Raw genomic sequence first — 20,603 nt, 5'->3', positions numbered from 1 at the left:
TCGGCGGTCCTACATTAGGGGCAGAAGAGGCTCCCGCGTCGGGAGTGACGCACATTAAGGAAGAACAATGAAAAAACTCGCAATCACCTGTGCATTACTGTCTGGTATGGTCGTCAGCCAGGTCTGGGCAGATGCGGCCAGTGACTTAAAAAGCCGTCTTGATAAAGTGAGCAGCTTCCATGCCAGCTTCACGCAAAAAGTCACCGACGGCAGCGGCAACGCCGTGCAGGACGGACAGGGCGACCTGTGGGTAAAACGCCCGAATCTGTTTAACTGGCATATGACCCAGCCGGATGAGAGCGTCCTCGTTTCGGATGGTAAAACCCTGTGGTTCTATAACCCGTTCGTCGAGCAGGCCACGGCGACCTGGCTGAAAGACGCGACCAGCAACACGCCGTTTATGCTGATTGCCCGCAACCAGTCCAGCGACTGGCAGCAGTACAATATCAAACAAAACGGCGATGATTTTGTGCTGACGCCGAAAAGCGGCAGCGGCAACCTGAAGCAGTTCACGATCAACGTCGGTCGGGACGGCACCATCCATCAGTTCAGCGCCGTCGAGCAGGATGATCAGCGCAGCAGCTATCAGCTGAAATCGCAGCAGAACGGCGCCGTCGACGCATCTAAGTTCACCTTTACGCCGCCGAAAGGGGTGACGGTGGACGATCAACGTAAGTAGAGGCGAAAGTGAGCAATCTGTCGCTCGATTTTTCCGACAACGCGTTTCAACCTCTGGCCGCTCGCATGCGGCCAGAAAATTTAGCGCAGTATATTGGCCAGCAGCACCTGCTGGCGCCGGGCAAACCCCTGCCGCGGGCGATCGAAGCCGGGCACCTGCATTCGATGATCCTCTGGGGGCCGCCGGGCACCGGCAAGACTACCCTGGCGGAAGTGATCGCCCGCTATGCCAGCGCCGATGTCGAAAGGATCTCGGCGGTGACCTCCGGGGTGAAAGAGATCCGCGAGGCCATTGAGCGCGCGCGGCAGAATCGCCACGCCGGCCGACGAACGATTCTGTTTGTTGACGAAGTGCATCGCTTCAATAAAAGCCAGCAGGATGCCTTTCTGCCGCATATTGAAGATGGCACCATCACCTTTATTGGCGCGACCACCGAAAATCCCTCCTTTGAGCTTAACTCGGCGCTGCTCTCCCGCGCACGCGTCTACTTACTGAAATCGCTCACCACCGACGATATCGAGCAGGTGCTTGACCAGGCGATGCACGATAAAACCCGCGGCTACGGCGGCCAGGATATCGTTTTGCCGGATGAGACCCGCAGGGCCATCGCCGAACTGGTGAACGGCGATGCGCGGCGGGCGCTGAATACCCTGGAAATGATGGCCGATATGGCCGAGAGCGATGATGCGGGCAAGCGGGTGTTGAAGGCGGAACTGCTGACCGAGATCGCCGGCGAGCGCAGCGCGCGCTTTGATAATAAAGGCGACCGTTTCTACGATTTGATTTCCGCCCTGCATAAGTCAGTGCGCGGGAGCGCGCCGGACGCGGCGCTCTACTGGTACGCGCGGATCATCACCGCCGGGGGCGATCCGCTGTACGTTGCCCGCCGTTGTCTGGCGATTGCCTCGGAAGACGTCGGCAACGCTGACCCGCGGGCGATGCAGGTGGCCATTTCGGCGTGGGACTGCTTTACCCGCGTCGGGCCGGCGGAAGGCGAACGGGCGATTGCCCAGGCCATTGTCTATCTGGCCTGCGCGCCGAAGAGCAATGCGGTCTACACCGCCTTTAAAGCGGCGCTGGCCGACGCGCGAGACCGTCCGGACTATGACGTTCCAGTGCATCTGCGCAATGCCCCGACGAAGCTGATGAAAGAGATGGGCTACGGGCAGGAGTATCGTTACGCTCATGACGAACCTAACGCCTACGCCGCCGGTGAGCAGTACTTCCCGCAGGAAATGGCGCAAACGCGCTATTATCGCCCGACAAACCGGGGGCTTGAGGGCAAAATTGGCGAAAAGCTCGCCTGGCTCGCTGAACAGGATCAAAATAGCCCGATAAAACGCTACCGCTAATTGAGGCGTTGCGGTAAGGTTATTACACTATTTCCGTGGTCGTAGTCTGCGGCCACTATTCTTTTTTTAATTCGATAAGCACAGGATAAGCATGCTCGATCCCAATCTGCTGCGTACCGAGCCAGACGCAGTCGCAGAAAAACTGGCACGCCGGGGCTTTAAGCTGGATGTAGATAAACTTCGCGCGCTTGAAGAGCGTCGTAAAGTTCTGCAGGTGCAAACGGAAAACCTGCAGGCGGAGCGCAACTCCCGATCGAAATCCATTGGCCAGGCGAAAGCGCGCGGGGAAGACATCGAGCCATTACGCCTGGAAGTGAACAAACTCGGCGAACAGCTGGATGCCGCAAAATCCGAGCTGGAAGCGCTGCTGGCGGAAATCCGCGATATCGCGCTGGCGATCCCGAATATACCTCACGATGACGTGCCGGTTGGCCGTGACGAAAACGACAACGTTGAAGTCAGCCGCTGGGGCACGCCGCGCCAGTTCGATTTCGACGTGCGCGATCACGTGACGCTGGGTGAAATGCACGGGGGGCTGGATTTTGCCGCCGCCGTTAAGCTCACCGGTTCGCGCTTCGTGGTGATGAAAGGCCAGCTGGCCCGTCTGCACCGCGCCCTGGCGCAGTTCATGCTGGATCTGCACACTGAACAGCATGGCTATAGCGAAAACTATGTCCCGTACTTGGTTAACCAGGACACCCTGTATGGCACCGGCCAGTTGCCGAAATTCGCCGGCGACCTGTTCCATACCCGTCCGCTGGAAGAAGAGGCTGACAACAGCAACTACGCGCTGATCCCGACGGCGGAAGTGCCGCTGACCAACCTGGTGCGTGATGAAATTATCGATGAAGACGATCTGCCGATAAAAATGACCGCCCATACGCCGTGCTTCCGTTCCGAAGCAGGTTCTTATGGTCGCGACACCCGCGGTCTGATCCGTATGCACCAGTTCGATAAAGTTGAAATGGTGCAGATTGTCCGTCCGGAAGACTCGATGGCGGCGCTGGAAGAGATGACCGGCCACGCCGAGAAAGTGCTGCAGCTGCTGGGTCTGCCGTACCGTAAGGTCGCGCTGTGCACCGGCGATATGGGCTTCAGCGCCTGCAAAACCTATGACCTCGAAGTATGGGTCCCGGCGCAGAACACCTACCGTGAGATCTCTTCCTGCTCCAACGTCTGGGATTTCCAGGCGCGTCGTATGCAGGCTCGCTGCCGCAGCAAGTCCGACAAGAAGACCCGTCTCGTTCATACCCTGAATGGTTCTGGCCTGGCGGTCGGTCGTACCCTGGTGGCGCTGATGGAAAACTATCAGCAGGCCGATGGCCGTATCGAGATCCCGGAAATCCTGCGCCCGTATATGCGCGGCCTCGAATATATCGGTTAATTTTTACCTTCTCCCTTAAAAGCGCCTGCGGGCGCTTTTTTTACATCCTTATTGATACCGGGCAATAATCCCATCCGCGAATGCAGTGATACTCCCTTTGGATTAAACCAGCATAAAAAACCAATAATATTTCAAAGCAATATATATATGACTATATAGCGCTTGTCAGTTTATTGTGAGCAACCAAAGCGAGTATCCATGAAAATTAAAGCCCCCGATGCTTTACTGGCTGCTGAGGTAAGCCGCCGTGGACGGCAATAGGCGGCCTGGCGCTGGCCAGCAACGCACTAACGTTACCCTTTACCCGACTGGCGCATGCCGCCGATACGCCGGCACCCGCCAACGAGAAGGTGGTCTGGAGTGCCTGTACCGTCAACTGCGGCAGCCGCTGCCCGCTGCGCATGCACGTGGTGGATGGCGCGATTAAATACGTCGAAACCGATAATACCGGTGACGATAACTATGACGGCCTGCATCAGGTGCGCGCCTGCCTGCGCGGGCGGTCTATGCGCCGCCGGGTTTATAACCCCGATCGGCTGAAATATCCGATGAAGCGCGTAGGCAAACGCGGTGAGGGTAAATTCGAGCAAATCAGCTGGGAAGAGGCGTTCGATATCATCGCCAGCACGACGCAGCGGCTGATTAAAGAATACGGCAACGAATCCATCTATCTGAACTACGGCACCGGTACGCTCGGCGGCACGCTGACTCGTTCCTGGCCGCCAGGAAAAACGCTGATTGCCCGTCTGATGAACTGCTGCGGCGGTTATCTGAACCACTATGGCGATTACTCTTCGGCGCAGATTGCCGAGGGCCTCAATTATACCTACGGCGGCTGGGCCGACGGCAATAGTCCATCGGATATTGAAAACAGCCAGCTGGTGGTGCTGTTCGGCAACAACCCCGGGGAAACGCGGATGAGCGGCGGCGGGGTGACCTACTATCTTGAGCAGGCGCGCCAGAAATCCAATGCCCGGATGATCATTATCGATCCGCGCTATACCGACACCGGCGCCGGACGCGAAGATGAATGGATCCCGATTCGCCCCGGTACCGATGCGGCACTGGTATCGGGTCTGGCGTGGGTGATGATCACCGAGAATCTGGTCGATCAGCCGTTCCTCGATAAATACTGTGTGGGATACGACGAGAAAACCTTGCCTGCCGATGCCCCGGCCAATGGCCACTATAAAGCCTGGATCCTTGGCCAGGGCGCTGACGGTATCGCCAAAACGCCGGAGTGGGCCTCGACCATAACCGGTATTCCGCGCGAACGCATTGTTAAACTGGCGCGCGAAATTGCCAGCGCCAAACCGGCCTATATCAGCCAGGGCTGGGGGCCGCAGCGTCACGCCAACGGCGAAATCGCCACCCGGGCTATCGCGATGCTCGCCATTCTGACCGGTAACGTCGGGATCAACGGCGGCAACAGCGGCGCGCGCGAGGGCTCCTACAGCCTGCCGTTTGAGCGCATGCCGACGCTGGAGAATCCGGTTCAGACCAGCATCTCAATGTTTATGTGGACCGATGCGATTGAGCGCGGCCCGGAAATGACCGCCCTGCGCGATGGGGTGCGTGGCAAAGATAAGCTCGATGTGCCGATCAAAATGATCTGGAACTATGCGGGCAACTGCCTGATCAACCAGCACTCAGAGATTAACCGCACCCACGAGATCCTGCAGGACGACAAGAAGTGCGAGATGATTGTGGTCATCGACTGCCATATGACCTCGTCAGCGAAATACGCCGATATTCTGCTGCCGGACTGCACCGCCTCTGAGCAGATGGATTTCGCGCTGGATGCCTCCTGCGGCAACATGTCCTACGTCATCTTTGCCGACCAGGCCATCAAGCCGCGTTTCGAATGCAAAACTATCTATGAGATGACCAGCGAGCTGGCGAAGCGCCTCGGCGTCGAGGAAAAATTTACCGAAGGCCGTACCCAGGAAGGCTGGATGCGCTATCTGTATGAGCAGTCGCGCACAGCGATTCCCGACCTGCCGGATTTCGACACCTTCCGTCAGCAGGGCATCTATAAGCAGCGCGATCCGCAAGGGCACCATGTGGCTTATAAAGCCTTCCGCGAGGATCCGCAGGCTAATCCGCTGACCACGCCTTCGGGCAAGATTGAAATCTATTCGCAGGCGCTGGCGAAAATCGCCGCCACCTGGGAGCTGCCGGAAGGCGATGTCATCGATCCGCTGCCGATATACACCCCGGGCTTCGAAAACTACAACGATCCGCTGACGGCGAAATACCCGCTACAGCTGACCGGCTTCCACTATAAATCGCGCGTCCACTCAACCTACGGCAACGTCGATGTACTGAAGGCTGCCTGTCGGCAGGAGATGTGGATTAACCCGATCGATGCCCGCCAGCGCGGTATTGCCAACGGCGATCGCATTCGCATCTTCAATGACCGTGGGGAAGTGCATATCGAAGCGAAGGTGACCCCGCGCATGATGCCGGGCGTGGTCGCGCTGGGGGAAGGGGCCTGGTATAACCCGGACGCCTCGCGCGTGGATCAGGCTGGCAGCATTAACGTGCTGACCACCCAGCGCCCCTCGCCGCTGGCGAAGGGGAACCCGTCGCATACCAACCTCGTCCAGGTTGAGAAGCTGTAAGGAGTAACCGATGACAACTCAGTATGGATTTTTTATTGATTCCGCCCGTTGCACCGGTTGCAAGACCTGCGAACTGGCCTGTAAGGACTACAAAAATCTGACCCCGGAGGTCAGCTTCCGCCGCATTTATGAATATGCCGGCGGCGACTGGCAGGAGGATAACGGCGTCTGGAATCAGAACGTGTTCGCCTATTACCTCTCCATCGCCTGTAACCACTGCGAAGATCCTGCCTGCACCAAGGTCTGTCCGAGCGGAGCGATGCACAAGCGCGAAGACGGTTTTGTGGTGGTCAACGAAGAGGTGTGCATTGGCTGCCGTTACTGCCATATGGCCTGTCCTTACGGCGCGCCGCAATATAATGCCGACAAAGGCCATATGACCAAGTGTGACGGCTGCCACGAGCGCGTCGCCGACGGGAAAAAGCCGATCTGCGTCGAGTCCTGCCCGCTGCGGGCGCTGGATTTCGGGCCGATTGCCGAACTGCGCGCTAAGCACGGCCAGCTGGCGGCGGTGGCGCCGTTGCCTTCGGCGCACTTTACCCGGCCGAGCATCGTGATCAAACCTAACGCCAATGCCCGGCCGTGTGGCGATACCACCGGTTACCTGGCAAACCCGAAGGAGGTGTAAGATGGGAAACGGATGGCATGAATGGCCGCTGATGATCTTTACGGTCTTCGGCCAGTGCGTCGCGGGCGGCTTCATCGTCCTGGCGCTGGCGCTCATGACGGGCAAGCTTTCCCGTGAGCAGGAGCAGCGCGTGGTGGGTAGCATGTTCGGCCTGTGGGTATTGATGGGGATCGGGTTTATCGCCTCGACAATGCACCTCGGTTCGCCGCTGCGGGCCTTTAACTCGCTCAATCGCGTAGGGGCCTCATCGCTGAGTAATGAGATAGCCAGCGGGGCGATCTTCTTCGCCGTCGGCGGGATTGGCTGGCTGCTGGCCGTGTGTAAAAAGCTGCCTGCCGGACTGCGTAGCCTGTGGCTGGTCGCGACCATGGCGCTTGGGGTGATCTTCGTCTGGATGATGGTGCGGGTCTATAACACCATCGACACGGTGCCGACCTGGTATACCCTCTGGACGCCGCTGAGCTTCTTCCTGACGTTGTTTATCGGCGGTCCGCTGCTGGGCTACCTGCTGCTGCGCGTCGCAGGCGTTGACGGTTGGGCGCTGCGCCTGCTGCCGGTGGTCACTTTACTGGCGCTGCTGGTGAGTATCGTGGTGGTCCTGATGCAGGGGAGTGAACTCGCCACTATCCGCAGCTCAATTCAGCAGGCCTCCGCCCTGGTGCCGGATTATGGGCTGCTTATGGCCTGGCGCGTGGTGCTGCTGGCGCTGGCCCTGGCCTGCTGGTGCGTGCCGCAGATCCGCGGCCGCAAGCCGACGGTCTCGCTGCTCGGCCTGGCGTTTGTTCTGGTGCTGGCGGGAGAGATGATTGGCCGCGGCGTATTCTATGGTCTGCATATGACCGTCGGGATGGCTATCGCCAGTTAATCAGCGTCATCATGCCGGCGCAGGCGTGCCGGCATGATGAAAACGTGCTGTCGATAGATGAAATTTTTCAACTGAAATCAACGTCGACATTTATTAATAAATTAAGAAAAACAACAGCGTATTATCTGTTGCCTCATCTTTATCCCTTCTGTGGATAAAAAACTTCTATCGTGCCCGGCAAAACCGCGTCAGGCCTGATTTCAGGTGGATTGACAATGTTTTTAGCGGTGGCATGATGCGCTCGCGATCTGAACATTCCTCACGGTTTTTACCCATGACCATCTACACCCGGCCAGTGCAAATGCTGCTCTGTGGCCTGCTTTTACTGACCCTGGCGATAGCGGTGCTGAATACGCTCGTCCCGCTCTGGCTCGCCCATGAAAATATGCCAACCTGGCAGGTCGGCATGGTGGGGTCATCCTATTTTACCGGCAACCTGGCCGGTACGTTGCTTGCCGGCTGGGTGATCAAGCGCCTGGGGTTTAACCGCAGCTATTATCTCGCGTCGTTAATATTCGCCGTCGGCTGCGTAGGGCTGGGGATCACCGTGGGTTTCTGGACGTGGCTGAGCTGGCGTTTTATCGCCGGCGTAGGCTGCGCGATGATTTGGGTGGTGGTGGAAAGCGCGCTGGTCTGCAGCGGCACTTCACGCAGCCGCGGTCGTCTGCTGGCGGCGTACATGATGGTCTATTACGTCGGTACCGTACTGGGCCAGCTGATGGTCAGTAAACTCCCCACCGATTTAATGAGCGTCCTGCCGTGGGTGACGGGTCTGGCGCTGGCGGCGATCCTGCCGCTGCTGTTTACCCGCATCATGGGGCAGGCCGAAGAGCCACATGAAACGGTACGTATCTGGCCGATGCTGAAGCTGCGCCAGGCGCGCCACGGGGTCAATGGCTGCATTATCTCAGGGATTGTCCTCGGCTCGCTGTATGGTCTGATGCCGCTGTGGCTGAACCATCAGGGCGTCAGCGACGCCGGCATTGGCTTCTGGATGGCGGTGATGGTTAGCGCCGGGATCCTCGGCCAGTGGCCGGTAGGGCGGCTGGCAGACCGCTACGGTCGCCTGCTGGTGCTGCGGGTGCAGGTGTTTGTGGTGATTCTGGGATGTATGGCGATGCTCAGCCAGGCGGCGATGGCGCCGGCGCTGTTTGTGTTGGGCGCTTCGGGCTTTACCCTCTATCCGGTGGCGATGGCCTGGGCCTGTGAAAAAGTGGAGCACCATCAGCTGGTGGCAATGAACCAGGCGCTGTTGATGAGCTATACCATCGGCAGCCTGCTGGGCCCGACGCTGACGGCGATGCTGATGCAGAACTTCTCGGATAACCTGCTGTTTATTATGATCGCCAGCGTGTCGTTTATCTATCTGCTGACCCTGCTGCGCAAAGCCGGACATCATCCAACGCCGGTGGCGCACGCCTGACCCTGTAGCGCGCAGCGCATGCTGCGCGTCATCCGTTTTAATAGCTTGTGCTTACTGCAGTAGAGCCGTCTTGCATAAGAATGCAACGGCTGGACGGTAACAGCTTCCCACGCCGTTGCAGGCCGGCATAAGCGCATCACCGGCCCGGTGGGATTAGTACATCACTTTGTGCCCATATTGCTCAAGGATGCCTTTGACTCGCTCCATGGTCTCTTTCTTCGGCGGATGGACGCCGTCCAGCTTGTACTCTTCGCCCATCGCTACCCATTTGTGTTTGCCCAGCTCATGGTAGGGCAGCAGCTCGATTTTTTCGACATTGCCCATATCGCGGGTAAATTCGCCCAGGCGGTGCGCGGAATCATCATCGTCTGACCAGCCCGGAACCACCACGTAGCGGATCCAGACATTGATATTCTTCTTCGCCAGATACTGGGCGAATTCCAGCGTACGATGGTTAGAGACGCCGACCAGGTTCTGGTGAATCTCATCGTTCATCTGCTTGAGATCCAGCATCACCAGGTCTGTTACCTCCAGCAGTTCGTCGATAACGGGATCGTAGCGACGAACAAAGCCATTGGTATCGAGACAGGTATGAATACCTTCCTTCTTACAGGCGCGGAACCAGTCGCGAACAAACTCCGCCTGCAGGATCGCTTCGCCGCCCGATGCGGTGACGCCGCCGCCGGAAGCATTCATAAAGTGACGATAGGTCACCACCTCTTTCATTAACTCTTCAACGGTGATTTCTTTGCCGCCGTGGGTATCCCAGGTATCACGGTTATGGCAATACAGGCAGCGCATCAGGCAGCCCTGGAAAAAGGTAATAAAGCGGATGCCCGGGCCATCAACGGTGCCACAGGATTCAAAGGAGTGAATGCGACCAATAACTGACATTGCGGTGTTTTCTCCAGATGTGGCCCATCCGGGGCCGTGTTGGTGCACAGCTCAGCGGCTGTGTCGAGTCTGTTTTGACAGATACCCAAAGTATAGATAACTGGCAAAGCAGGCTAGGGCGGGGATTGCTTGTTAAAAAGGCCCCACTGATGTGGGGCCTTTATTGTACGCTTTTTCAGTCAGACAGGGAATTACATGGTCTGAGTGAAGGTACGGGTAATAACGTCCTGCTGCTGTTCTTTAGTCAGGGAGTTAAAACGTACAGCGTAGCCAGATACGCGGATGGTCAACTGCGGATATTTTTCCGGGTTTTCCATCGCGTCGAGCAGCATTTCGCGGTTCATCACGTTCACGTTCAGGTGCTGACCACCTTCGATGGACGCTTCGTGGTGGAAGTAACCATCCATCAGACCCGCCAGGTTGGTCTTACGAACTTCGTCATCTTTACCCAGCGCGTTCGGTACGATAGAGAAGGTGTAAGAGATACCATCTTTCGCGTAAGCAAACGGCAGTTTCGCTACGGAGGTCAGAGAGGCAACAGCACCTTTCTGGTCACGGCCGTGCATCGGGTTAGCACCTGGTCCGAACGGCGCGCCAGCGCGACGACCGTCTGGGGTGTTACCGGTTTTCTTACCATATACCACGTTAGAGGTAATGGTCAGAACAGACTGAGTCGGGATCGCGTTGCGGTAGGTGTGCAGTTTCTGAATTTTCTTCATGAAACGTTCAACCAGGTCAACGGCCATGTCATCGACGCGAGCATCGTTGTTACCAAACTGCGGGTATTCGCCTTCGATTTCGAAGTCGACAGCCAGACCGTCTTCGTCACGAATCGGTTTAACTTTCGCATATTTGATTGCAGACAGGGAGTCAGCAGCAACGGACAGACCCGCGATACCACACGCCATGGTGCGGATAACGTCACGGTCGTGCAGCGCCATCAGAGAGGCTTCGTAGCTGTACTTGTCGTGCATGTAGTGGATGATGTTCAGCGCAGTGACGTACTGTTTAGCCAGCCAGTCCATGAAGTGATCCATGCGTTCCATCACTTCGTCGAAGTTCAGAACGTCGCCTTTGATCGGTTCAGATTTCGGACCCACCTGCATTTTCAGTTTTTCATCCACGCCGCCGTTGATAGCGTACAGCATGGTTTTTGCGAGGTTGGCGCGAGCACCGAAGAACTGCATTTGCTTACCAACAACCATCGGGCTTACGCAGCATGCGATAGCGTAGTCGTCGTTGTTGAAGTCCGGACGCATCAGGTCATCGTTCTCATACTGCAGAGAAGAGGTATCGATGGACACTTTAGCAGCGAATTTCTTGAAGCTCAGCGGCAGTTTTTCAGACCACAGGATAGTGATGTTCGGCTCCGGAGACGGCCCCATGGTGTACAGGGTGTTCAGGAAGCGGAAGCTGTTTTTGGTCACCAGAGTACGGCCGTCAATGCCCATACCGCCGATGGATTCTGTTGCCCAAATCGGGTCACCGGAGAACAGTTCATCGTATTCCGGGGTACGCAGGAAGCGAACCATACGCAGTTTCATGACCAGGTGGTCAACCATTTCCTGCGCGTCTTGCTCGGTGATTTTACCCGCCTGCAGGTCACGTTCGATGTAGATATCCAGGAAGCTGGAGGTACGACCGAAGGACATTGCCGCGCCGTTCTGAGATTTAACGGCAGCCAGGTAACCGAAGTAGGTCCACTGGATAGCTTCCTGAGCGGTGGTCGCCGGACCGGAGATGTCGTAGCCATATTTAGCCGCCATCTCTTTGATCTGGCCCAGCGCGCGGTGCTGTTCAGCGATTTCTTCACGCAGACGGATGGTCGCTTCCAGATCTTCGCCGCTTTCCAGTTTCGCTTGCAGAGAGTTGAACTGGGCGAATTTGTCTTTCATCAGGAAGTCGATACCGTACAGCGCAACGCGACGGTAGTCACCGATGATACGACCACGGCCGTAAGCATCCGGCAGACCGGTCAGCACGCCGGATTTACGGCAGCGCAGGATGTCCGGAGTATAGACGTCGAAAACGCCCTGGTTGTGAGTTTTACGGTACTCAGTGAAGATTTTTTTCAGCATCGGGTCCAGCTCGCGATTGTACGCTTTGCAGGAACCTTCAACCATTTTAATACCACCGAACGGGATGATCGCACGTTTCAGCGGCGCTTCGGTCTGCAGACCAACGATTTTTTCCAGACCTTTCTCGATATAGCCTGCGTCGTGAGAGGTGATGGTGGAAGCCAGGGCAGTGTCAAAATCAACAGGCGCGTGAGTGCGGTTTTCCTGTTTTACACCTTCCATTACGCTGTCCCACAGCTTGGTGGTCGCTTCAGTCGCGCCAGCCAGGAAGGATTCGTCGCCTTCATATGGGGTGTAGTTTTTCTGAATAAAGTCACGGACGTTGACTTCATTCTGCCAGTCACCTTTCGCAAAACCTTCCCAGGCTGTGGCTAACTTTTCATTAAGCTCGGACATGTAACACCTACCTTCTTAAGTGGATTTTTTATTTACTGCCTGAAACAACCCTTAGTGATGGTCGTTGCCACGCAGGTAAATGACCCAGTATGTCAACCCGACCAGCAGACCCCCGCCGATAATGTTCCCGATAGTTACCGGAATCAGGTTATCAGTGATGAAGTTCATAACGGTCAAGTGAGAGAAACTTTCCGGAGTCGAACCGATTGCGGTCCAGAATTCCGGGCTTGCAAAGTTGCGGATTACGATACCCATCGGGATCATAAACATGTTGGCGATGCTGTGCTCAAAGCCGCTGGCAACGAACATCGCTACCGGCAGAACCATGATCATCGCTTTATCCATCAGGCTACGACCGGAATAGCTCATCCATACGGCGAGACAAACCATCAGGTTAGCGAGGATACCCAGGCTCACGGCCTCCACAAAAGTATGGTGCATTTTGTGGTCAGCGGTCTGCAGGACATTGAGCCCCCAACCGCCGTTGGCAGTCATATATTCGCCTGATAACCACATCAGCAGCACAAACAGCAGTGCGCCCACCAGGTTACCAAAATAGACGTTGAGCCAGTTTTTTGCCAGTTGCCCCCAGGTAATTCGACCGCTGGCTTTCGCCACCACGATCAATACCGTAGAGGTAAAGAGGTCAGCGCCGCAGATAATGCACAGAATCAGACCCAGGGAAAAACAGACCCCACCGATAAGCTTGGCAATCCCATAAGGCATCGCGGCAGTGCCGGTGGTCGCGGTGATATAGAATACGAAAGCGATGGAGATGAAAACGCCAGCGGTGATCGCCAGATAAAAGGTCTTCATCGGATGCTTCGTTGCTTTATAGACACCTGCTTCTTCGGCGACTTTCGCCATCGCGGCAGGGAGCAAAAGATCAAAAGGGTTGTCAGCTTTCACACTAACTCTCTCTTTATATAAGTTGGCGGTGAGATACTAACAAAGCATTATAGAAGGTAAATTGATATAGATCATATCTCACCGGAACTATATGCCTTTTTAGTGTGTGGTTTTTGTGTTTTTAGTGTTTAACTGTTTGAATATTATGAAGAAAATAAATTTTAAAATTTATAAGTTATGTTGAATTTTTTCGTTTTCACGCCATTTTTTGAGTTAATTAATATGGAGTATTTTATTTAAAATTAACGAATGGTAAATGTTATAAGCGCATTATTTACTATTAATTAACTTTGCAACTACAAACTATAGTGGCCGCCTCGTCAGGTGAAATCAACGGAGCCGCATTGGGCTCCGTTGTTAGCCACCTCGATGGCGCGCTTAGGGCTTATTTTGCCCAGAACGCCGCCTTCGCTCGCTGCAGTTTTTCATAAGCCTTCAGCAGCGACTGATGGGCCGGGAAGGCCTGCAGATCGCTGTCGACAGCCTGAAGGCCATAGAACGGCGCTTCCCCGCTCAGCGCCGCGCTGGCGGCTTCGACCGCTTCGGCGCCGTACATACGGATAAAGGCGTTCAGGTATTGCAGCGGCTGAGGCTCCTCTTCCTGGCTCAGCAGCAGCAGGGTCTGCAGGCAGCGATAGTAGTTAGCGCGTTCCGCGCTGAAGACCGAAGCGTTGAACTCCATGGTCCACTCGGTCCAGATCAGCGCCTGCTCCAGATCGCCGCCGGCCAGGGCCAGCATGGCTTTCAGCTCGCCGACGCGCAGGGTATACCAGCCGTTGTCTTTGCCGGTGGCGAGGCCCAGCAGTTCGCGAACGCGGGTGAAATCATCCAGGCCTTCATCGTCCATCTGCTCGATCAGCGCCAGGTAATCTTCTTTTTCCCACTCGCTGCCCGGCAGGGACAGAATGGTGTCGCGCAGATGAGCGCCCATGCTGTTGTTCGCCAGCCACAGATCTTCCGCCGGGTAAATATCCGACATCCCCGGGACGATGATACGGCAGGCGTAAACGCCCAGGTGCTCGTAGTCGGCGATATACACTTCTTTATCTTCGGCCTTGAAGATGGCCATCAGGGTGGCGAACTCTTCTTCTGTGGTGCCGGAGAAGCTCCAGTCAACGAACGGATAGTCGGCATCCTGCTTGAACATATCCCAGGAAATCAGGCCGCTGGAGTCGATAAAGTGGGTTTCGAGGTTAGCATGCTCGGCGACTTCTTCGTCGTCGAAGGTCGGCGGCGTGAAGACGTCGAGATCTTTCAGGCTGCGGCCCTGCAGCAGTTCGGTGACCGTACGTTCCAGCGCCACGCCGAAGTCCGGATGGGCGCCGAAAGAGGCGAAGCAGGTGCCGTTTGCCGGGTTAAACAGCACGACGCAGATAACCGGATACTTGCCGCCCAGCGAGCCATCATAGGCAAAGATCGGGAAACCTTCGGCTTCCAGTTTGGCGATCGACTCTACGACGCCCGGATAGCGCGCCATGACCTCCGCCGGGATCTCCGGCAGGCTGATGCTTTCGGCGATGATGCGGTTTTTGATATGGCGCTCAAAGACTTCGGACAGGCCCTGCACGCGAGCTTCATTACGGGTGTTGCCAGCGGACATGCCGTTGGAGACATACAGGTTGCCGACGATATTCATAGGAATATAGACCGTTTCGCCGTCGGACTGGCGGGTAAAGGGCAGGCCGCACACGCCGCGCTCATCGTTACCGGATTGCAGATCCACCAGCATGCTGGCCGTCAGCTGATCGTCCGGATCGTAGAACGCGAGCAGGCGGGCATCCAGCAGACCTTCCGGGACGTCGTCGTTTTCGGTCAGCGGGAACCACTTTTCGTTCGGGTAGTGAACGAACGGGCCGTTAGCGATAGTGTCGCCTAACCAGAAGTCAGCGAAAAAATAGTTGGTGGACAGGCGCTCGAAATATTCGCCCAGCGCGGAGGCGAGGGCTGCCTTTTTGGTGGCGCCTTTACCATTGGTAAAGCACAGCGCGCATTCCTTATCGCGAATGTGAACGGACCACACGTGCGGCACCGGGTTCAGCCACGAGGCCTCTTCGATATCAAATCCGAGGTCGAGCAATTTTTGCTGGAAGCGAGCGATGGAATCTTCCAGGGCGGCATCTTTGCCGGGAATAAACGTTTGGGTCATGGCGATCACTTTTGTCGTACGGAAAGCGCGCAATGATACGGCTTTTATCTGACAGGTGCTATCTCCATCATCTGGCTATGCTTAGAGACATCTTTTAATGCTCAGGGAGATGATAATGAAAGCCTTTGACTGGCAGAGGATGGCGCTCGATAAAGTGCCGGTGGAATTTCTCGGCGAGGTGGCGTTGCGCAGCCTCTACACCTTCGTTCTGGTCTTTATTTTCCTCAAAATTACCGGACGGCGCGGCGTGCGGCAGATGTCGCTGTTTGAGGTGCTGATTATTCTGACCCTCGGCTCGGCGGCGGGGGACGTGGCGTTTTATGACGATGTCCCGCTGTTGCCGGTGCTGGTGGTCTTCGTTACGCTGGCGCTGCTTTATCGCGGCATCATGTGGCTGATGGGGCATAGTGAAAAGCTGGAGGATCTGCTGGAGGGCAAGCCTATCGTGGTGGTGGAGGAGGGGCAACTGGCATGGGAGAAACTGCATGCGGAAAATATGACCGAATTCGAATTTTTTATGGAGCTACGGGTCAACAGCGTCGAGCAGCTCGGCCAGGTGCGGCTGGCGATCCTTGAAACCAATGGCCAGATCAGCGTGTTTTATTATCCCGATGACGAAGTGAGGGCCGGGTTGTCGATTCTCCCGACGCACTGCACCACGCGCTATACCACTATTCCTCAGGAGGGGATCTACGCCTGCGTACGCTGCAGCATCGTGATGGCGATGCAGGCGGGAGAAAAGCGAATATGTTCCCGCTGCGCAAATGCAGAATGGTCGAAGGCCAGCCGGGCGAAACGGCTCACCTGACAGCAAATATGTCGGTTTTATTACGTCAAGCCGATAGATTCTGTTGTGTGACGGCTGCCGCGTTTTGCCGTCGGCGAGTTTTAGCCATTGCGGACCGTGTCACTGAATGATAAAACCGATAGCCACAGGAATAACTTATGCCCGCGGCGGTTCGCGGGCAAAACAACATAGCAACGTGGTGAGGGGAAATGGCTCAGGTCTATAACTTCAGTTCGGGCCCGGCAATGCTGCCGGCGGAAGTACTCAAACTGGCTCAGCAGGAACTGTGCGACTGGCACGGTCTGGGTACGTCGGTCATGGAAATCAGTCACCGTGGTAAGGAGTTCATCCAGGTGGCAGAAGAGGCAGAACAGGACTTCCGTTCTCTGCTGAATATCCCTTCCAACTATAAAGTGTTGTTCTGTCATGGCGGCGGCCGCGGCCAGTTCGCCGGGATCCCGCTGAACATCCTCGGCGATAAAAACGTCGCTGACTATGTGGACGCTGGCTACTGGGCCGCCAGCGCGGTCAAAGAGGCGAAGAAATACTGCACGCCTAACGTCATCGACGCGAAAATCACCGTCGACGGCAAGCGCGCGGTCAAGCCAATGAGCGAGTGGCAGCTGACGCCGGGCGCGGCGTATCTGCACTACTGCCCGAACGAAACCATTGACGGTATCGCGATTGATGATACGCCGAACTTCGGCGACGACGTCATCGTGACCGCCGATTTCTCCTCCACCATTCTGTCCCGCGAAATTGACGTCAACCGCTTCGGCGTGATCTATGCCGGCGCGCAGAAGAATATCGGCCCGGCAGGGTTGACGCTGGTCATCGTACGTGAAGATCTGCTGGGTAAAGCCAGCGTGGCCTGCCCGTCAATCCTCGACTACACCGTGTTAAGCGAGAATGACTCGATGTTTAACACGCCGCCGACGTTCGCCTGGTATCTGGCCGGTCTGGTGTTTAAGTGGCTGAAACAGCAGGGCGGCGTTGCCGCGATGGACAAGATCAACCAGCAGAAAGCCGAACTGCTGTATGGCGTGATCGATAACAGCGGCTTCTATCGTAACGATGTGGCGCAAGCCAACCGCTCCCGTATGAACGTGCCGTTCCAGCTGGCGGACAGCGCGCTGGATAAACTGTTCCTTGAAGAGTCGTTTGCCGCCGGGCTGCACGCGCTTAAGGGCCACCGGGTGGTGGGCGGCATGCGTGCCTCCATCTACAACGCGATGCCGCTGGACGGCGTGAAGGCGTTAACCGACTTTATGCTGGACTTCGAACGCCGTCACGGTTAATCGCCCGTTTCTTTCTTCCTCCCCGCGGCCTGTCTGCGGGGTTTTTATTCTGTTTGTTTGAGAGTGAAGTTTGATGGATTCCCTGACGTTACAACCCATCGCACGCGTAGAGGGCACCGTGAACCTGCCAGGTTCGAAAAGCGTCTCCAACCGCGCGCTGCTGCTGGCCGCCCTGGCCCGCGGCACGACGGTGCTGACCAACCTGCTGGACAGCGACGATGTGCGCCATATGCTGAATGCCCTGAGTGCGCTGGGGGTTCAATACACCCTGTCTGCTGACCGTACCCGCTGTGAAGTGACCGGCAACGGCGGCCCGCTGCATGCCGCAGCGGCACTGGAGCTGTTCCTCGGCAACGCCGGTACCGCGATGCGCCCGCTGGCGGCAGCCCTGTGCCTTGGCAGCAACGATATCGTGCTGACCGGCGAGCCGCGAATGAAAGAGCGCCCGATCGGCCATCTGGTGGATGCCCTGCGTCAGGGCGGCGCTCAGATCGACTATCTGGAGCAGGAAAATTATCCGCCGCTGCGCCTGCGCGGAGGGTTCCAGGGGGGCAACGTTGAAGTTGACGGCAGCGTCTCCAGCCAGTTCCTGACCGCGCTGCTGATGACCGCGCCGCTGGCGCCGCAGGATACCGTGATCGCCATTAAGGGCGATCTGGTGTCAAAACCCTATATCGACATTACGCTGCACCTGATGAAAACCTTCGGGGTTGAGGTGGACAACCAGTCTTATCAGCGCTTTGTGGTGCGCGGCAAGCAACAGTATCAGTCGCCGGGGGATTACCTGGTGGAAGGGGATGCTTCATCGGCCTCGTATTTCCTTGCCGCTGGCGCCATTAAGGGCGGCACGGTGAAAGTCACCGGTATCGGCCGCGGCAGCGTACAGGGCGATATTCGTTTCGCCGACGTACTGGAAAAAATGGGCGCCACCGTCACCTGGGGCGACGATTTCATCGCCTGTACCCGTGGCGAGCTCAAGGCTATCGATATGGATATGAACCATATCCCGGACGCCGCGATGACCATCGCCACCGCCGCGCTGTTCGCGCAAGGAACCACCACGCTGCGCAATATCTACAACTGGCGGGTCAAGGAGACGGACCGTCTGTTCGCCATGGCGACCGAGTTGCGTAAAGTGGGCGCCGAGGTGGAAGAGGGTGAAGATTATATTCGCATCACCCCGCCGGCGACGCTGAAGTATGCTGAAATCGGCACCTATAACGACCACCGGATGGCGATGTGCTTCTCGCTGGTGGCGCTGTCTGATACGCCGGTGACCATCCTTGATCCGAAGTGTACGGCGAAAACTTTCCCCGACTATTTTGAGCAACTGGCGCGGATCAGTACGCCGGCCTGAATGACGCGAATTTAAGGTAACAACGCCGACCTTCAGGTCGGCGTTTTTTTTATCTCTGCTTGTCGGATACGAAACTAAATGCTAGCCTTGCTTGCTTGTAAATATAGGATTTATAAGCATTTATTATGCTAATCAATGGATGATTGATATGAGAAATACAAAAGTAATGCTGGCTTTGGCCGTTTCCGCCACGTTGTTGGCAGGTTGTAAAAATATGCAGGGGATGGACACCAACGCCCTCGTCAATTCAGGAATGACGGCTTACAAAGCGGCGACGCTTTCTGACTCTGAAGTCAAAACGCTTTCCGACGATGCCTGTAAGCAAATGGATAGTGAAAATAAACTGGCTAGTGCATCAAGTAAGTACACCAAACGTCTGAACAAAATTGCCAAAGCGTTAGGAAATAATATCAACGGCACGCCGGTAACCTATAAGGTTTATATGACATCCGACGTCAACGCCTGGGCAATGGCCAACGGCTGCGTCCGCGTCTATAGCGGCCTGATGGACATGATGACCGATAATGAAGTTGAAGCGGTTCTGGGCCATGAGCTGGGTCACGTAGCGCTCGGACACTCGCGCAAAGCGATGCAAACCGCGTATGCGACTATTGCCGCACGCGATGCAATTTCAGCGACCAGCGAAGCGGCTGCAAACTTGTCTAAATCTCAGTTGGGCGATATCGCTGAGGGAATGATCAACTCTGCGTTCTCCCGCTCGCAGGAGTCGGATGCTGATGATTTCTCTTACGATCTGCTGAAAAAACGCAACATCAGCACTCAGGGGCTGGTGGGCAGCTTCGACAAACTGGCCAGCCTTGACGCCGGCCACAGTAAATCTCTGTTCGATTCACACCCGCCTTCAGCTGAACGCGCGCAGCATATCCGCGACCGTATCGCTGCAGATAAAAAGTAAAACTGCCTCATCTTCCGGGCTGATGCTCTATCAGCCCGCTATAATTGCTCAATTCTTCCGCATGAGATTTCCAGTTATCTGTAATTTAAAAGCAAGACTCACTTTCCGCCGAAGAGATGCGTATAATGCGCGGCGTTTAGATATTTATGCGCCTTGCTGAAGGAGAAAAAGATGACGGCAACAGTTCCGGTAATCACCATTGATGGGCCTGGCGGTGCGGGTAAAGGTACGTTATGCAAGGCAATGGCGGAAGCGCTGGGCTGGCATCTGTTAGATTCAGGCGCGATCTACCGCGTTCTGGCGCTGGCGGCGCTGCATCATCATGTTGACGTGGAGTCCGAAGAGGCGCTGGTGCCCCTGGCTGCCCATCTTGACGTGCGCTTTATTTCTACTGACGGCAACCTCGAAGTGGTGCTGGAAGGGGAAGATGTTAGCGGCGAAATTCGCACCCAGGAGGTCGCGAACGCCGCCTCGAAAGTGGCGGCTTTCCCTCGCGTTCGCGAAGCGCTGCTGCGTCGCCAGCGCGCCTTTCGTGAACTGCCGGGGCTGATTGCCGACGGGCGCGATATGGGCACGGTGGTTTTCCCGGACGCGCCGGTGAAAATTTTCCTCGATGCCTCGGCCGATGAGCGGGCGCATCGCCGCATGCGGCAGTTGCAGGAAAAGGGCTTTGATGTTAACTTTGAACGTCTTTTGTCCGAGATAAAAGAGCGTGACGATCGCGATAGAAATCGCGCCGTGGCGCCGCTTGTCCCGGCTGCCGATGCATTAGTTCTCGATTCAACCGAACTAAACATTGAGCAAGTGATTGAAAAAGCGCTACAATATGCGCGCGAAAAATTGGCCGTTGCGTAAGCCTTAACCGGT

General features: G+C 56.3%; 15 protein-coding genes and 1 pseudogene. 12 read left to right on the top strand and 4 right to left on the bottom strand.

Annotated elements, in window-relative coordinates:
* Window positions 1-67: 67 nt before the first annotated feature.
* The 7 genes and pseudogenes from lolA (at window position 68) to AC6CWS_RS06840 (ending at window position 8,955) form a co-directional block, all read left to right on the top strand.
* Window positions 68-679 (top strand): outer membrane lipoprotein periplasmic chaperone LolA, encoded by a 612-nt coding sequence (gene lolA / locus AC6CWS_RS06870; RefSeq protein ID WP_004201368.1) that lies wholly within the window; start codon window positions 68-70, stop codon window positions 677-679.
* A gap of 8 nt (window positions 680-687) precedes the next feature.
* Window positions 688-2,031, top strand: a complete 1,344-nt coding sequence (gene rarA, locus AC6CWS_RS06865) for a replication-associated recombination protein RarA (RefSeq protein ID WP_065881856.1) — start codon at window positions 688-690, stop codon at window positions 2,029-2,031.
* Window positions 2,032-2,122: 91 nt separating this feature from the next.
* Complete coding sequence (serS, locus tag AC6CWS_RS06860) at window positions 2,123-3,415, top strand: serine--tRNA ligase (RefSeq protein WP_065881854.1); 1,293 nt, start codon at window positions 2,123-2,125, stop codon at window positions 3,413-3,415.
* A gap of 198 nt (window positions 3,416-3,613) precedes the next feature.
* A pseudogene (gene dmsA / locus AC6CWS_RS06855) lies at window positions 3,614-6,039 on the top strand (dimethylsulfoxide reductase subunit A).
* Window positions 6,040-6,049: 10 nt separating this feature from the next.
* Window positions 6,050-6,667 (top strand): DMSO/selenate family reductase complex B subunit, encoded by a 618-nt coding sequence (locus AC6CWS_RS06850; protein ID WP_048334592.1) that lies wholly within the window; start codon window positions 6,050-6,052, stop codon window positions 6,665-6,667.
* Between the two features lies 1 nt (window position 6,668).
* Window positions 6,669-7,532 carry a dimethyl sulfoxide reductase anchor subunit family protein gene (locus AC6CWS_RS06845; RefSeq protein WP_065881852.1) on the top strand — a complete coding sequence of 288 codons (864 nt, stop codon included), beginning with the start codon at window positions 6,669-6,671 and terminating at the stop codon, window positions 7,530-7,532.
* A gap of 274 nt (window positions 7,533-7,806) precedes the next feature.
* Window positions 7,807-8,955 carry an MFS transporter gene (locus AC6CWS_RS06840; RefSeq protein ID WP_008805851.1) on the top strand — a complete coding sequence of 383 codons (1,149 nt, stop codon included), beginning with the start codon at window positions 7,807-7,809 and terminating at the stop codon, window positions 8,953-8,955.
* Between the two features lie 153 nt (window positions 8,956-9,108).
* Here the strand turns inward: AC6CWS_RS06840 and pflA are convergent, their stop codons facing one another.
* The 4 genes from pflA to ycaO all read right to left on the bottom strand — a co-directional run bounded on the left by pflA (window position 9,109) and on the right by ycaO (window position 15,378).
* Window positions 9,109-9,849, bottom strand: coding sequence for a pyruvate formate lyase 1-activating protein (gene pflA / locus AC6CWS_RS06835; RefSeq protein WP_002898145.1), 741 nt, complete (start codon window positions 9,847-9,849; stop codon window positions 9,109-9,111).
* 191 nt (window positions 9,850-10,040) lie between these two features.
* Window positions 10,041-12,323, bottom strand: coding sequence for a formate C-acetyltransferase (gene pflB, locus AC6CWS_RS06830; protein WP_065881848.1), 2,283 nt, complete (start codon window positions 12,321-12,323; stop codon window positions 10,041-10,043).
* 51 nt (window positions 12,324-12,374) lie between these two features.
* The gene (focA, locus tag AC6CWS_RS06825; protein ID WP_023289015.1) at window positions 12,375-13,232 is read right to left on the bottom strand and encodes a formate transporter FocA; all 858 of its coding nucleotides are present in this window, start codon (window positions 13,230-13,232) and stop codon (window positions 12,375-12,377) included.
* Window positions 13,233-13,617: 385 nt separating this feature from the next.
* Complete coding sequence (ycaO, locus tag AC6CWS_RS06820; protein WP_065882131.1) at window positions 13,618-15,378, bottom strand: 30S ribosomal protein S12 methylthiotransferase accessory factor YcaO; 1,761 nt, start codon at window positions 15,376-15,378, stop codon at window positions 13,618-13,620.
* A 115-nt stretch (window positions 15,379-15,493) separates the two neighbouring features.
* On the opposite strand from ycaO, the gene AC6CWS_RS06815 reads away from it, so the two are divergent.
* From AC6CWS_RS06815 to cmk, 5 genes are all read left to right on the top strand, one after another.
* On the top strand, window positions 15,494-16,186 hold the full coding sequence (locus AC6CWS_RS06815) for a DUF421 domain-containing protein (RefSeq protein WP_023289017.1): 693 nt from the start codon (window positions 15,494-15,496) through the stop codon (window positions 16,184-16,186).
* Between the two features lie 188 nt (window positions 16,187-16,374).
* Window positions 16,375-17,463 (top strand): 3-phosphoserine/phosphohydroxythreonine transaminase, encoded by a 1,089-nt coding sequence (gene serC, locus AC6CWS_RS06810; protein WP_023289018.1) that lies wholly within the window; start codon window positions 16,375-16,377, stop codon window positions 17,461-17,463.
* Between the two features lie 73 nt (window positions 17,464-17,536).
* Complete coding sequence (aroA, locus tag AC6CWS_RS06805) at window positions 17,537-18,820, top strand: 3-phosphoshikimate 1-carboxyvinyltransferase (RefSeq protein ID WP_044521915.1); 1,284 nt, start codon at window positions 17,537-17,539, stop codon at window positions 18,818-18,820.
* Window positions 18,821-18,968: 148 nt separating this feature from the next.
* Window positions 18,969-19,736 carry a metalloprotease LoiP gene (gene loiP / locus AC6CWS_RS06800; RefSeq protein WP_023289020.1) on the top strand — a complete coding sequence of 256 codons (768 nt, stop codon included), beginning with the start codon at window positions 18,969-18,971 and terminating at the stop codon, window positions 19,734-19,736.
* 171 nt (window positions 19,737-19,907) lie between these two features.
* Window positions 19,908-20,591 carry a (d)CMP kinase gene (gene cmk / locus AC6CWS_RS06795; protein WP_023289021.1) on the top strand — a complete coding sequence of 228 codons (684 nt, stop codon included), beginning with the start codon at window positions 19,908-19,910 and terminating at the stop codon, window positions 20,589-20,591.
* The last annotated feature ends 12 nt before the right edge of the window (window positions 20,592-20,603 follow it).

This window comes from Klebsiella sp. M041, from assembly GCF_059759695.1.
The sequence above is the reverse complement of the archived record's forward strand: the minus strand, read 5'-3'. Positions and strand labels throughout refer to the sequence as shown.